This window comes from Richelia sinica FACHB-800 (genome assembly GCF_014698825.1).
In the GTDB taxonomy this organism is placed as follows: Bacteria; Cyanobacteriota; Cyanobacteriia; order Cyanobacteriales; family Nostocaceae; genus FACHB-800.
On record NZ_JACJTT010000064.1, the window covers coordinates 1 to 15388 of the forward strand.

Sequence of the window (15388 nt, forward strand, 5' to 3'; positions counted from 1 at the left end):
TAGTGGAAGCGGAGATTTCTGAAGCATCTGTGAGGTTTAATTCTTTGGCATCAATTTGAATACTCCCTGCTTTCCCTTGACTGCTGGTGTTACTTGTAATTTTACTAATGAATATGAGGAGGAGTCTAGGGATTGAGTCGAGATATTAGCACCAGCAGTCAGAGTCATCCCCCCGCCATTTCCTGCTGTTCCTGAAAATGAATATGAGGAGGAGTCTAGGGATTGAGTCGAGATATTGGCACCAGCAGTCAGAGTCATCCCCCCGCCATTTCCTGCGTTGCCTGATTCTGAATATGAAGATGAGGAGGAGGATAGAGATTGAGTAGAGATATTCCCACCAGCATTTAAAGTTATCCCCCCGCCATTTCTTCCTTTTCCTGAATCAGAAAATGAGGAGGTATCAATATTGCCAACCGTAATATTTGTCGATTGTGATAGCAGGTTAAAGTTGGATTTATATTGATTGGTTAATAAAACATTTCCACCATTATTTGTAATATTAGCTCCAATAAAATTACCATTCTTATCATATTTATCATGAGCTATTGTAATAATATCCGCACTGGTGGTATTAACAACATTAGCCGTAACATTCGATGGTAAACTAGGATTATTTGGTAATCCTCCTGGTATTTTGTGAGGATAAATTCCGGTTCTCACATCTAAAATGCCTACATCGTTTTTACTGTTAACTGTAACTATTTGACTGCCACCTTGACCATCAGTAATAGATTGATTTATTGGTTTATTGTCTGGATTATTAATAGTGACATTACTTAAGGTTGCTTTTCCACCTGCTAAAATATATAAAGATGAACCTGTATAATCCCCTAAAGAGATATCTCCATTGACTTTAATCACGTTATTATGAGGGATTAAAAAATCTATGAGATTGTGGTTTAAATCTTCAGTAGTAAAATAACCACCTACTGTATATCTACCCTGACTTAACAACCTGACTGGTGATCTAAATATAATATCTCTATCAGATATGAAATTACTATCATGATGATTTAAAGCCTTAATTTCAATACTTTGGTCGCCTTGAATGGTTATATCACCAGCCGATTGAAGAATTACAGGTTTATTAATACTATCTTCAATCTTGATTTTTTCTGTAGCTGTTAAATTTAAACTCCCTCCTGTTCGCAAATTTGCTGCTTTTAAATTGACGTTTATTCCGGAAATATTTAAATCTTTGCCGACTGTTAATGCACCTGTGTTAATAATATTCGCACCCACAAAAGTGAGATTTTTGCCATCATCAACTTTTAAACTACCTTCATTTTTAATCGACCCTTGCAGATTTTTTAAGGCATTAGCAAATAATGCCCCTGGTTGAATATTCAACAAATTGCTTTTAGCTGGTTCTGCGGCACTAAATAAACCAGACTCTCCTAACTTAATAGCATCCGCAGTGGTGGCTGTAAATGAGCCTTTAATGTCTAAACTGGCATCTTTACCAAAATAAATACCCTGGGGATTGATTAAAAATAAATTTGCTGTTCCTTCTACTCCTAATTTACCTAATATATTAGAAGCACTCCCACCAGTCACACGAGTTAATATATTCTCAATTCCTAAAGGGTTAGCAAAATAAACACTTTTCCCTGTACCTACATTGAAGTTGTCAAAGCTATGAAATAAATTTGCACCTCTGGTGGTCCCACCTGTGATGAGGTCTTTTAAATTATCAACTTTGTTAATAACTGAATTTTCTTGACCTAATGTATTATCTGGTTTGATTTGTGCAAGCACACTAGGACAATTAGCAAGTATTCCATTTGCGAATAAACTAATTGCTATTTGCAGATTAACTAGTCGTTGCCACTGAGGTACTATCCACATTGAGCAAATCACAGCATATTAATTATTACTGTAAATTAGTATACACGTAATATAGTGGATGATAAACATAAAATTTACATACTAGTATTGCTTTATTCCACTGTGCTTCGTATGACTAATGCCAAGCTTCGCTAAGGCAATGATATTTTACATTTATGAGTCATAGACATCTGGTAGTAAATGTGCGTGGTTTGAAACCCTTGTAGAGACGTTCCACCGGAACGTCTCTACATTCATTTTCACCAGAGGTCTATTAGACAATTGGTCTGAGAGAAGTGGTGCGGAGGATTGGTTTTGAGTTTGGCACAAGTGTTGATTATTCTCTCAACACAATAATTAATCTCACTACAGCCATGAAAGAAAATTTCATCAGCCCCATATATTGAGTAAAAATCGTCGTAATCAATCTGAGGTAGGACAATAAAAATTATTGTCTCTGAGTTCAGAAGTTTTATATCTATAACAATGATTTTTCTGGCAAATACAGGCACATTTGGATAATTTATTTCTATTTTTATGGATAAATTGTTATATTCGGCGACTCATTCTGAATGGAAAGACTACAATTTAATTGTAGCTTCCGTAACTATTTTGTGTAACACTAAGGAGCTACCTCAAGCTATTGGAAAACGGGGGGTCAGGTTATGGCTATTGCCACGATTAATCCTACCACTGGGGAAACTATCAAGGTCTTTGATTCGTTAACAGATGAGGAAATCGCCCATAAACTAGCATTAGGACAAACTGCTTTTCAGCAATATCGTTACACTAGTTTCCTGGAGCGATCGCACTGGTTGCAACAAGCGGCAACAATTCTTGACCAAGAAAAAACAGAATTTGCTCAATTATTGACCCTGGAAATGGGTAAACCATTAAAAGCAGCGATCGCAGAAGTAGAAAAATGTGCTGTTGTTTGTCGCTATTATGCAGAAAATGCTGCTGATTTTTTAGCTGATGTCACCGTTAAAACTGATGCTAGCCATAGTTTCATCAAATATCAGCCTTTAGGGATAATTCTCGCCGTTATGCCTTGGAATTTTCCTTTTTGGCAAGTTTTTCGGTTTGCTGCACCAGCACTGATGGCTGGCAATGTGGGGCTACTCAAACATGCTTCTAATGTGCCCCAATCAGCTTTAGCTATTGAAGATATTTTCCATCGGGCAGGGTTTCCTGTCGGTGTATTTCAAACTTTGTTAATTGGTGCTGGAAAAGTAGCTGATTTAATTGCTGATGACCGGGTGAAAGCTGCTACTTTGACAGGAAGTGAACCCGCAGGTGCTTCTCTAGCTGCGGCTGCTGGCAAACAAATTAAAAAGACGGTTTTAGAATTGGGAGGCAGTGACCCATTTATTGTTTTAGAAAGTGCAGATTTAGAAACAGCAGTAAACACAGCAGTTACAGCCAGGATGTTAAATAATGGTCAATCTTGCATTGCTGCCAAACGCTTTATTATTGCCGAATCAATTGCTGATCAATTTGAAAAACTTTTGTTAGCAAAATTTCAATCTCTCAAAGTCGGTGATCCCATGCAGCCTGACACAGATATTGGGCCTTTAGCAACTCCCGATATTCTCCAAGATTTGGATCAACAAGTGAAAATAGCTGTAAAAAGTGGAGGGAAAATTCTCACAGGTGGGTATGCTTTATCTGATGGTGCTGGAAACTTTTATCCACCAACCATTATTATAGATGTTCCACCAGTACATCCCATTGCCAAAGAAGAATTTTTCGGTCCTGTAGCTTTATTATTTCGTGTTGCGGATATTGATGCGGCGATTAAATTAGCCAATGATATCCCCTTTGGTTTAGGCGCAAGTGCGTGGACTAATAATCAACAAGAGTGCGATCGCTTGATTCAAGAAATTGAAGCAGGTGCAGTCTTTATTAATGGGATGGTGAAATCAGACCCACGCTTACCCTTTGGTGGGATTAAGCGTTCTGGATATGGTCGGGAATTGAGTATTCAAGGTATACATGAATTTGTGAATGTTAAAACTGTGTGGGTGAAATGATGGTGTCTGTGGTGATCAGATTTTGCCATGATCATTGCAATCAAGGTCGAGATTTGTATGAGTAAATAGCGAGAAGTTGGGAACTTTTGATTTAAAAAATAGTGTGAGTCACACTCCTGAATTCTTACGTCAATGGTGAATTAAAGTTGTGAGGGATTAACGCAAATGAATACGGCAGAATTATTAGTACAGTGTTTAGAAAATGAAGATGTACAGTATGTATTTGGACTGCCAGGAGAAGAAAATTTACATGTTTTAGAAGCTTTAAAAAAATCATCGATTCAATTTATTACTACCCGTCATGAACAGGGTGCAGCCTTCATGGCTGATGTGTATGGTAGGTTAACAGGCAAAGCTGGTGTTTGTTTATCTACCCTTGGCCCTGGTGCTACCAATTTAATGACAGGGGTGGCAGATGCTAATTTAGATGGTGCGCCTTTAGTGGCAATTACAGGCCAAGTCGGTACTGACAGAATGCACATTGAGTCCCATCAATATTTAGATTTGGTGGCAATGTTTGCACCAGTGACCAAATGGAATAAGCAGATTGTCAGACCAAGTATTACACCAGAAGTGGTACGGAAAGCCTTCAAGCGATCGCAAACTGAAAAACCTGGTGCAGTTCACATTGATTTACCAGAAAATATTGCTGCCATGCCTGTAGAAGGCAAACCATTGCATAGGGATAATATCGAAAAAACCTATGCTTCTTTTGCCAGTATCCGCGCTGCGGCTGCCCTAATTTCTCAGGCAATTAATCCCTTAATTTTAGTTGGGAATGGTGCAATTCGTGCCCAAGCTAGCGATGCCGTTACCCAATTTGCAACCCAATTAAATATTCCTGTTGCTAATACTTTCATGGGTAAAGGCGTAATTCCCTACACCCATCCCTTAGCGTTATGGTCTGTGGGATTACAGCAAAGAGACTTCATTACCTGCGGTTTTGACAACACAGATTTAGTGATAGCTATTGGCTATGATTTAATTGAATTTTCTCCTAAAAAATGGAATCCTGACAGTGAAATTCCCATTATCCATATTGCCACAAGTGCCGCAGAAATCGACAGTAGTTATATTCCCAAAGTCGAAGTAGTAGGAGATATTTCTGACTCCCTCAATGAAATATTAAAGGTTGCCGACCGCTATGGTAAACCCCACCCCTATGCTATTAGTTTACGGGGAAATATTCGCGCTGATTATGAACAATATGCTAACGATGATGGCTTCCCCATTAAACCACAGAAATTAATTTATGACCTGCGGCAAGTTATGGGGCCAGAGGATATTGTCATATCAGATGTAGGCGCACATAAAATGTGGATTGCCCGACATTATCATTGTCATAGTCCCAACACTTGTATTATTTCTAATGGCTTCGCTGCTATGGGAATTGCTATTCCTGGGGCATTAGCAGCTAAATTAGTCTATCCAGACCGTAAAGTTGTCGCTGCAACTGGTGACGGTGGTTTTATGATGAATTGCCAAGAATTAGAAACAGCATTAAGAGTCGGTACACCCTTTGTCACCTTAATTTTTAACGATGGTGGTTATGGTTTAATTGAGTGGAAACAAGAAAATCAATTTGGTAAAGGTAACTCATCTTTTGTCCATTTTGGTAATCCTGATTTTGTGAAGTTAGCTGAAAGTATGGGTTTAAAAGGTTATCGAGTAGAATCATCTGCTGATTTAATTCCTGTACTCAAAGAAGCTTTAGCCCAAGATGTCCCAGCAGTGATAGATTGTCCTGTAGATTATCGTGAAAATCGGCGTTTTACCCAAAAAGCTGGTGAGTTAAGTTGTTCAGTTTAGTAATTAGCTGTTGGTCACTTTACTGATACCAACATGATATACATATTTGAATAATCAAACTCTTGTGGTGCGGGCCGAACAGCCCGCTAAATGTGTACCTCATATCTATGGCTTCGTGAACGTTATAGCAGGAGGCAGAAGGCAGGAGGGAAAGCCTCGTTATATCTACGTTTCAAGGATTAATAATGTCCTAATTATCCTGGCTACAGCTATAACTGCTGTATCATCAGCTTGTAAATATTCAGAACTTGAAATTTTTAAAAATGAATTGGTTAGCTCATCTATTTCTATCTGAACCAAATGTAGAAATGCGCTTAGGAAATCTCCTAGCTGATATTGTCAAAGGTGGAGAACGTCACCAATTAAACTCAACTATTCAAAGAGGAATAAACTGTCATCAAATTATTGACCAATTTACTGATAATCATCTAATTGTGAAGCGAAGTAAGCAGCGTATTAACAGTAATTATCGACGTTTTGCCGGCATTATTGTTGATATTTTTTATGACCATTTTTTAGCAGCTAATTGGTCAGAGTATACAACGATTTCTCTAGATGACTTTACTACGGAAATCTATACATCATTTCAAAATTATCCTGGTTATCTGCCAGTGATAGTGAAAGAAGTGATTACTAGGGTTAAAGATAAAGATTTATTAGGTTCTTATCGGCAAATTGCTGGTGTAGAAAATTCATTACTAAGAATTTCCAAACGTTTATCATTAAGGCAAAAGAAGATATTTAATTTAAACCCAGCTATTATTGAACTGACAAGCCAATATACGGAATTTCAACAAGATTTTCAAGAATTTTTTCCTGAATTACATTTGTATGTAAAAAACTGGTGTCTTAGCTGATTTGAATTGCTCACTTCAAAGGAGGAAAGGTGAGGATTCCCACAGTAATATTATCATGACCACCACAGCTACGGGCAAATTCAACTAAGGCACGGGAAATAGTAATAGCATCTTTACCGGAGATTTGGTGTAATAAGTTAGCGAGGTTCTGTGGTTCAGGAGTATAGTTCCACAGTCCATCTGTACATAATAATAAATAACCGGCACCTGGGATTTTAAAATTAATTATAGAAGGAACAGTATCTACAATATTATCAGCACTTAACCAGCGCGTAATGACATGAGCATGAGGAGATTTTTGTGCTTCTATTTCTGTCATTTTCCCTGCTGCAACTACTTCCATAAACCAGGAATCATCTCTAGTTAACTGCTTACAGCGGTGACTATAGTCTATCCAATAAGCGCGACTGTCACCTAACCAACCAATGGTAGCAATACCATTTTTGACTAAAGCTGCAACAATGGTGGTAGATGGAGGATCTACATCTTCACTAACTTGAATAGGGATATCACATATAGAAGAGAGTGCAATATCAAAAGCTGATTTAATCGCTACTTCTGGGTTGGTTTCACTGGAAATTTGCGTGAGGAACTGACAAGCACTTTCCGCAGCAGTTTTAGCTGCGAGTTCCGGTTGTTCAGAACTAGAAACACCATCACAAACTACTAAAATTTGGGTATTGAGATGATCAACATGGTTTAAATCCAGGTAATCTTGGTTACGGTGGTGCCGCAATCCGCGATCGCTCACTCCTGCTAAATTAGAATTGATCACCACTTCTAGTCTTTCCAAATCTGGCAGCATATTACTATATCCGCATAGATGACAGTCTACTCGCTCATCTATGGCCTTGATTTGTGCACCACATTTTAAGCATCGCATCATAGTTGCTAATTGTTCATGTTTATTTTTAAAGTTTTAGTTAAATTATTTTTAAACCTATTGACTTAAAGTACTTATCTTGCATCAAGTTCTAGCATTTGTGCTAGTGAGTGATCCAATGCCATTGCCAAGCTTTCCGCAAAAGCTGGATAAATTGAAAGTCTCTTTTTGGCAGTGAAAAAGCTTAGTTAAATGTACATAATTATTGTAAAACTCGAACTATATTTTGCATATATAGTCAACCTAAATAATACGTAAAAAATCGTATTTATTCTTTCTACTATTTGAGCCGAATCAATATATATCAGGTAAATATGGGGAACATCTTGTGATTTATCTAGAAACACTCACAATCTGACTTGTGCAAAACCAGAAAATAACAATATGATGAAATCAGATTCGCAGAACTAGAATTGTTGTTCTCGAATTACCCTAGCTAACCATTGATTAATCCTCATCCTTCACATAAAAAACAGTAATCATTGGTGGCTGAAAATCTTCCTGATCTTGTGTTTAGACACTAATTTTCAGAAAAAATAGTCACATCAGGCACAGTTTTAGACTGAAGCCGTCTAGTAATCGAGAAATGGGAATTAAGCAGTTGAGATTGCTAATTCCTTGCGCTCTCGTCTGCTTTGCCATGAGTTAAACCAGCTAAATTTGTCCCGAAAAACTGCTCATTATCATTTACAAAATGCCTTTATTATGCTTGTTTTCCCATCTACAAGACTATGCACCAGAGAAGACCAACCACTAATCACTCATTCATTTATAGAAAGAGCATAAATACTTGTAGACTATATGATTAGCAGATTCCATCATCAACAAATGCAACTGCACAAATGGATAATTAATGTATCACTCAAAAGTATGAACTGGTATTTCCTATCTCTAGGTCGGTGGACTAAACCTACAGCCACTTATCTGCAAACATTGCGTAAAAGCCTGTTTCCCATACTCTTTTCAATTAGTTTAATTATCGCCTTGTTGGTAAACAGTCTGACTGCTGTTAATGCCCAGCTACCTCGCCAAGAAATTCGTGGTGTCTGGATGACCAACAATGATTTGCATATTCTCAGGGATAGAACCAAGGTACAGGAAGCTGTTTCCCAATTGCGGCAATTAAACTTTAATACTATTTATCCTGTGGTTTGGAATTCAGGCTATGTCATGTATGAGAGTGCAGTTGCAAAAAGTTTGGATATACAACCCTTTGTATTTCGGGGGTTAGATGGACATGATATTTTGGCTGATTTGATTAATCAATCCCACCGTCAAGGATTAATGGTAATTCCTTGGTTTGAATTTGGTTTTATGGCTCCTCCATCTTCAGAATTAGCATTAAATCAACCTAATTGGTTTACTCAAAAGCGAGATGGGACTCAAACTTCTATTAGTGCAGCCGGAGAGGTCATGTGGTTAAATCCTTTCCATCCCCAAGTACAGGAATTTATTACTAATTTGCTGGTGGAATTAGTAAATAAATATGACATCGATGGTATTCAATTTGATGACCACATGAGTTTACCTGTGGAATTTGGCTATGATAAATACACTGTGGATTTATACAAGCAGGAAACTAAACAAAATCCTCCGGCTAATCCTCAAGATCCAGATTGGGTAAAATGGCGAGCAGATAAAATTACAGATTTCATGGTGAGACTCAACCAAACAGTGAAACAAAGAAAATCATCTTTAGTATTCTCTGTGTCTCCTAATTACTACGACTTTGCCTATAAATTTCATCTACAAGATTGGTTAAATTGGGTCAGATTAAATGTTGTCGATGAATTAATTGTGCAAGTTTACCGTTCCAATTTCCAAAGTTTTATTTCTAAACTTGACCGGCCAGAAATGGAAGAAGTCAAACAAGTAATTCCCACTGGTATCGGCATTATGGCAGGACTGAGAAATAATCCTGTACCCATACAACAAATTAGACAGCAAGTCAGGGCTGCTCAACAACGTGGCTTAGGGGTAGCATTCTTTTATTACGAAAGTCTTTGGAATTATGCTCCAGAACCTTCCCATGAACGTCAAGCCGCTTTTCAAGACTTTTTCCCCTATCCAGCGATACGTTCCGCATCGGTGAGATAGGAACTTGAGAATTTAGCTCAAAATTGGAAATCATCTTGATTTAGGGTGCGTTAAATAACGCACCTTGAATTTTTTATAGACATTTATACTACTAATTTCTACTTCTATTGGATAATTGATGTTTTACTATTCATCCCCTAGTTAGAAGCGAAAGGCTATAGCCATTATCTATGTTGAAAATGGAAATGCCTCTCAAAATACCGTGTATTTTTCCTAGTAATTAATTTGAATGATCCGGTATTGGTTAGAGCTAGAGTACGGGATGTGATTATGTACGAATTAGTGCAAACCGTTATTAATAGTGAGGAAAAAAGAGAGCTAGGTCAATTTTTATCTAAATTACATACTAGTGACCAGCATTATTTTTTAAGAAACGAGATTTTACAAGTTTTTGCCGAATATTGTTCACAGTCACAAAAACCTGCATATTTTTATCATTCTTCTTCTCTGGGAACCCTGATTCATCACACCCATGAAATTATTTTTGAAAATGCAGCAACTTGGTTTGTAGTCAGACCAAATATTGCCAGTCAAGAGGTGTGGAAACTGACAGCGGATTTGAATAGCTGTTCCTTGATGTCACCTCAATCATTATTAGATGTATGCGATCGCTTGGTCAATCAGTATCAATCGAGTATTCTGGAAATTGACCTGCATCCATTTTACGAAAGTTCCCCCAAAATTACGGATGCGAGAAATATTGGTCAAGGTCTAGCCTTTCTCAATCACTATCTGTGTGAGCAAGTTGTCCACGACCCGAAATATTGGTTAGAGATACTGTTTCAGGCACTACGGCAAATAGAATACAATGGAACGAGGCTATTAATTAGCGATCGCATTTCGTCAGGAATTCAACTGCCACGACACATCAAACAGTCCCTGCAATTTTTAAATCAGCGACCAGCAGAGGAACCATACAGCGAATTACGTTCTCAACTAGAAGAACTAGGTTTAGCAGCAGGTTGGGGTAACAATGCAGGAAGAATTCGCGAAACCCTCGCGCTGCTAGAAAAACTCATCGACTCACCCCATCCCAACATTCTCGAAGCTTTTGTTGCTCGCATTCCTGCTATTTTTCGCATCGTTCTCATCTCCATCCATGGTTGGGTGGGTCAAGAGGATGTAATTGGCCGAGATGAAACTTTAAGTCAAGTTATTTATGTTTTAGAACAAGCGCGGAATTTAGAAGCTAAACTGCGCGCAGAAATTCAACTTGCTGGGTTAGATATTCAACCCCACATCATTATTCTCACTAGGCTAATTCCTAATTGTGAAGGCACATTTTGCAATTTACGCATCGAAAAAGTTGCAGAAACAGAAAATACTTGGATAGTGCGGATTCCTTTTCAGGAATCACATCCAGAAATCACTAATAACTGGATTTCTAAATTTGAAATTTGGCCTTATTTAGAACAATTTGCCCTTGATGCTGAACAGGAATTATTAACTCAATTTCGAGGTAAACCTAACCTCATCATTGGTAACTACAGTGATGGTAACTTAGTCGCTTTCCTTCTTTCTCGTCGATTGGGTGTAACCCAATGTAATATCGCTCATTCTTTAGAAAAGCCCAAATATTTATTTAGTAATTTATATTGGCAGAAACTGGAATCACAGTATCATTTTTCTACTCAGTTTACCGCTGATTTAATCAGTATGAATGCAGCCGATTTTATTGTTGCATCATCCTATCAAGAAATCGTTGGTACACCAGACAGTTTTGGTCAATATGAATCCTATAAATGCTTTACCATGCCTCAACTCTACCATGTTGTAGATGGGATTGATTTATTTAGTCCTAAATTCAATATGGTTCCACCAGGCATTAACGAAAACATATTTTTTCCCAATAACCATATCACATCTAGAAACCCAGACGATACAAGACGAGTACACGACCTTTTATTTACAAGTAGTAATGAAAATATTGATGGATATTTGGATGCACCTGATAAAAGACCGATATTTTCTGTAACTTCGATTAATTCTATCAAAAATCTCACCGGTTTAGTCGAATGCTTCGGTCAAAGTAAAGCTTTACAAGAGCGGTGCAACTTAATTTTATTAACCAGTAAATTACACATAGATGATGCTGCTAATCAAGAAGAAATTTATGCAATTCAACAACTAAATTATATCATTGAACAATACCATTTAGAAGGTAAAATTCGCTGGATAGGAATGCGCTTGCTGCGCCGAGAAATTGCTGAAGCTTATCGCATAATTGCCGATTATCAAGGTATTTATGTTTATTTTGCCTTATTTGAATCCTTTGGTATCAGCATTGTAGAAGCAATGATTTCTGGATTACCAACTTTCGCCACTAAATTTGGTGGTGCTTTAGAAATTATTGATGACCAAGAACACAAATTTATTCTCAATCCCACTAATTTAGAACATGCAGCAGATAAAATCTTCAATTTTATTGAACAATGCCATAGTCACCCGCATTATTGGCTAGAAACTTCTCAAAATCTTATTGAACGTATACAGCATAAATATAACTGGAAAAATCATACCAATCAATTATTAAATATAGCCAAAGTAGTGAGTTTTTGGAACTTAGTTTTTCCCGCCCACAATGAAGCTAGAGATAGATATATGGAAGCATTATTTCATTTAGTTTATAAACCCAGAGCAGAAAACATTTTGCAGCAACATCTCAGCAGGAAGTAGGGGGGAAATAAAATTCTGTCACCGTTTGGTCGAAACTTACCGCAAACCTGTTAACTATCACCTATTAATTCATGGATACAAAAGATAGTTTTCGTCATTTTATCTACACAGATTGGATATTAATTGAAAACCAATTTGACCCTAGTCAATTACAAGTCAGAGAGACTATCTTCACTATCGGTAATGGCTATGTGGGGACAAGAGGTAGTTTTGAAGAAAGTTATCCTCATGCTTTACCAGCTACCTTTATTCAAGGCATTTATGATGATGTTCCGGTGGTGTACACCGAATTAGCTAATTGTCCAGATTGGTTACAATTAACCATCACCATTGAAGGGGAACGCTTCCGCCTTGACCAAGGTGAAATTTTAGCATACGATCGCCAGTTAGACCTGCGTCAAGGAATTTTACACCGTGCTGTACGTTGGCGTAGTCCCAGCAATCAAACCATTGACATTAATTTTACCCGCTTTGCGAGTTTGGCAGACCCCCATGTCTTAGGACAACGCTGTCAACTCAAAGCCATAGATTTTGATGGCATAGTGGAAATTCAAGCTAGTGTCAATGGCTATCCTGAAAACCAAGGTTTTAACCATTGGGAAGGATTAGACCAAGGTAAAATCGACCAAGGTTTTTGGTTGCAAAGTCGCACCCGTAACTCACGGATTGAGATTGGTCTAGCTGCGAAAATATCTTTATCAGGAACACAAGCACTGTGTCAGGTGAATACTACACCGGGATATCCGACTTGGAGTGCTAGTTTTTATCTCAAAGCTCAAAACTTAGTTACGGTAGACAAAATAGTTACTGTTTTTACTTCCCAGGACGTTAAATCTCCAGTCTTAGCAGCGAAGAATAAACTTACCCAGCTACCAGATTACAGCACCTTATTAAAGGAAAACGAAGCCACATGGCAACAGGTGTGGCAGGATAGCGATATTGTGATTGAAGGCGATAGTACAGCCGCTTTTGCTGTTCGTTATAACCTATTTCAACTATTAATTGCTGCACCAAGACATAATGACCAAGTGAGTATACCTGCCAAAACTTTATCTGGGTTTGGCTATCACGGACATATTTTTTGGGATACAGAAATTTTTATATTGCCATTTTTTATTTTTACCCAACCAACCCTAGCCCGAAATTTGTTGAGTTACCGCTATCACACCCTACCAGGTGCGCGACGAAAAGCTACTCATTATGGTTATACAGGAGCAATGTTTGCTTGGGAAAGTGCGGTGACTGGGGATGAAGTGACACCGAGATGGTCGCTACCGCGAGACTTCTATGGAGAAGATGTGAGAATTTGGTGTCGCGATCGCGAAATTCATATTAGCGCAGATATTGCCTATGCAGTTTGGCACTATTGGCAGGCCACAGAAGATGACCAATGGATGCAACAACAAGGTGCAGAAATCATTTTAGATACAGCTATTTTTTGGCAAAGTCGTGTAGAATTTAACACCCAATCCCAATGTTATGAAATTCGGGGCGTGATTGGTGCTGATGAATATCATGAATTAGTCCATAACAATAGCTTTACTAATCGCATGGTGCAATGGCATCTGGAAAAAGCAGTGTTAATTTATGACTGGTTACAAGATAATTTTCCCGAACAAGCCTCACAATTAGCCAGCAAATTACAAATAACTCCAACAGATATAAATAAATGGCGAGATATTATTCATAAAATATACTTTCCCATCCATGAAAATGACGAATTAATTGAGCAATTTGCAGGCTTTTTTCAATTAAAAGATATTAATTTAACTGAATATGAACCCCGCCAGCGTTCCATGCAAATGATTTTGGGTGTAGAAGGTATTAATAAATGGCAAGTTTTAAAACAGCCAGATGTCTTAATGCTCCTTTATTTAATGCGCCAATCAGGAGATTTTCCCTATAATCAAAATACTTTAACAGCCAATTGGGACTACTACGCACCACGTACCGATATCACCTATGGTTCCTCCCTTGCCCCTTCCATTCACGCCATCTTAGCCGCCGATCTGGGCAAATCCAAGTTAGCTTATCAACACTTTTTACAAGCAGCATTGGTGGATTTAGAAGACAAAAGAGGTAATACCCAAGATGGCATTCATGGTGCCAGTGCGGGCGGTATTTGGCAAACTGTAGTTTTCGGGTTTGGTGGCATAAAAATCCGCAACAATCAACCAGTTGCCCATCCCCATCTACCACCCAATTGGACTAGACTCAAATTTAAGTTACATTGGCGTGGTCAATGGCATGAATTTGATTTATATCCCACTCCCCCACAAGTTCCCCATCCTGTTGTCTCTTCTCCACAAATTCAAGGGACAATTTTCGATTTGGATGGTGTATTGACCGATACAGCCGAATATCACTATCAAGCTTGGCAAAGACTAGCTGATGAAGAAGGCATACCCTTTAATCGCCAAGCTAATGAAGCTTTAAGGGGAGTCTCTCGTCGTGCTTCTTTAATGCTAATTATTGGCAATCGCCGCTATTCTGATGCAGAAATAGAAGAAATGATGGAACGAAAAAATCAATATTATGTGGAATTAATTAAAAACATCTCATCTCAAGACTTATTACCAGGGGCAGTATCCCTGTTAGACCAACTGCGTCAAGCCCAAATTAAAATTGCCATCGGTTCTGGTAGTAAAAATGCCCGTACAGTGATTGAACGGTTAGGAATTGCTGATAAAGTAGATGCGATCGCTGACGGTTATAGTGTGCAAAAACCCAAACCCGCACCTGATTTATTTTTGTTTGCAGCCCAGCAGTTAGGACTAGCACCATCTCTATGTGTAGTATTTGAAGATGCCACCGCAGGTATTGCCGCCGGTTTAGCTGCTGGCATGTGGACTGTAGGATTAGGCCCTGGGGAAAGAGTGGGTGCAGCCCATGTGGTATTACCTAATTTAGCCGGGATTAAATGGGTGGATATTCGAGCTAAGTTAACTAGATATAGTAGGTGACAGAGGAAGAAGACAGAAGTTCAGAAGTTTCAGAAGTTTCAGAATAATTAATGTGATTGCTGCTGAATTCTTGCATTTTTAAACTCCTGTTCGCGCAGCGTGCTGTAGGCATACTTCTGTACTTCTGTTGAGTGTTATACCAATTCTCTAAAAGCCAGCTACAGATAAAGCCATCAAAATATATTGCCTTCGGGCAATAGATGCAATAATGTGTTTGGTTAATTTCCCAATTTCAGCGTAGAG

The 15388-nt window shown here is 38.2% G+C and carries 8 protein-coding genes; 6 read left to right on the forward strand and 2 right to left on the reverse strand.

All coding sequences use genetic code 11. The features are described 5' to 3' along the window. Positions 1-36: 36 nt before the first annotated feature. Positions 37-1848, reverse strand: a complete 1812-nt coding sequence (locus H6G73_RS23520) for a filamentous hemagglutinin N-terminal domain-containing protein (protein ID WP_190608876.1) — start codon at positions 1846-1848, stop codon at positions 37-39. 644 nt (positions 1849-2492) lie between these two features. On the opposite strand from H6G73_RS23520, the gene H6G73_RS23525 reads away from it, so the two are divergent. From H6G73_RS23525 to H6G73_RS23535, 3 genes are all read left to right on the forward strand, one after another. Next, positions 2493-3860 (forward strand): NAD-dependent succinate-semialdehyde dehydrogenase, encoded by a 1368-nt coding sequence (locus H6G73_RS23525; protein ID WP_190608878.1) that lies wholly within the window; start codon positions 2493-2495, stop codon positions 3858-3860. 165 nt (positions 3861-4025) lie between these two features. Continuing rightward, positions 4026-5669: an acetolactate synthase large subunit gene (locus tag H6G73_RS23530; protein WP_190608879.1), complete on the forward strand. Its 1644-nt coding sequence runs from the start codon at positions 4026-4028 to the stop codon at positions 5667-5669. A 263-nt stretch (positions 5670-5932) separates the two neighbouring features. Next, positions 5933-6526 carry an acyl carrier protein phosphodiesterase gene (locus tag H6G73_RS23535; RefSeq protein ID WP_190608881.1) on the forward strand — a complete coding sequence of 198 codons (594 nt, stop codon included), beginning with the start codon at positions 5933-5935 and terminating at the stop codon, positions 6524-6526. A 10-nt stretch (positions 6527-6536) separates the two neighbouring features. Here the strand turns inward: H6G73_RS23535 and H6G73_RS23540 are convergent, their stop codons facing one another. Further along, on the reverse strand, positions 6537-7412 hold the full coding sequence (locus tag H6G73_RS23540; RefSeq protein ID WP_190608883.1) for a PP2C family protein-serine/threonine phosphatase: 876 nt from the start codon (positions 7410-7412) through the stop codon (positions 6537-6539). Between the two features lie 798 nt (positions 7413-8210). On the opposite strand from H6G73_RS23540, the gene H6G73_RS23545 reads away from it, so the two are divergent. The 3 genes from H6G73_RS23545 to pgmB all read left to right on the forward strand — a co-directional run bounded on the left by H6G73_RS23545 (position 8211) and on the right by pgmB (position 15145). After that, a complete protein-coding gene (locus tag H6G73_RS23545) occupies positions 8211-9506 on the forward strand; it encodes a glycoside hydrolase family 10 protein (RefSeq protein ID WP_190608885.1) in 1296 nt (431 codons plus the stop codon). 270 nt (positions 9507-9776) lie between these two features. Further along, entirely contained in the window at positions 9777-12182 is a 2406-nt protein-coding gene (locus tag H6G73_RS23550) for a sucrose synthase (RefSeq protein WP_190608889.1), read from the forward strand. A 71-nt stretch (positions 12183-12253) separates the two neighbouring features. After that, positions 12254-15145 carry a beta-phosphoglucomutase gene (gene pgmB, locus H6G73_RS23555; protein ID WP_190608887.1) on the forward strand — a complete coding sequence of 964 codons (2892 nt, stop codon included), beginning with the start codon at positions 12254-12256 and terminating at the stop codon, positions 15143-15145. Positions 15146-15388 lie beyond the last annotated feature (243 nt).

What these genes read in the sequence shown, in the direction of transcription:
- H6G73_RS23545 (WP_190608885.1), top strand. Translation starts at nt 8,211, where the DNA reads ATGATTAGCAGATTCCATCATCAACAAATGCAACTGCACAAATGGATA.
- pgmB (WP_190608887.1), top strand. Translation starts at nt 12,254, where the DNA reads ATGGATACAAAAGATAGTTTTCGTCATTTTATCTACACAGATTGGATA.
- H6G73_RS23535 (WP_190608881.1), top strand. Translation starts at nt 5,933, where the DNA reads ATGAATTGGTTAGCTCATCTATTTCTATCTGAACCAAATGTAGAAATG.
- H6G73_RS23525 (WP_190608878.1), top strand. Translation starts at nt 2,493, where the DNA reads ATGGCTATTGCCACGATTAATCCTACCACTGGGGAAACTATCAAGGTC.
- H6G73_RS23520 (WP_190608876.1), bottom strand. Translation starts at nt 1,848, where the DNA reads ATGTGGATAGTACCTCAGTGGCAACGACTAGTTAATCTGCAAATAGCA.
- H6G73_RS23540 (WP_190608883.1), bottom strand. Translation starts at nt 7,412, where the DNA reads ATGATGCGATGCTTAAAATGTGGTGCACAAATCAAGGCCATAGATGAG.
- H6G73_RS23550 (WP_190608889.1), top strand. Translation starts at nt 9,777, where the DNA reads ATGTACGAATTAGTGCAAACCGTTATTAATAGTGAGGAAAAAAGAGAG.
- H6G73_RS23530 (WP_190608879.1), top strand. Translation starts at nt 4,026, where the DNA reads ATGAATACGGCAGAATTATTAGTACAGTGTTTAGAAAATGAAGATGTA.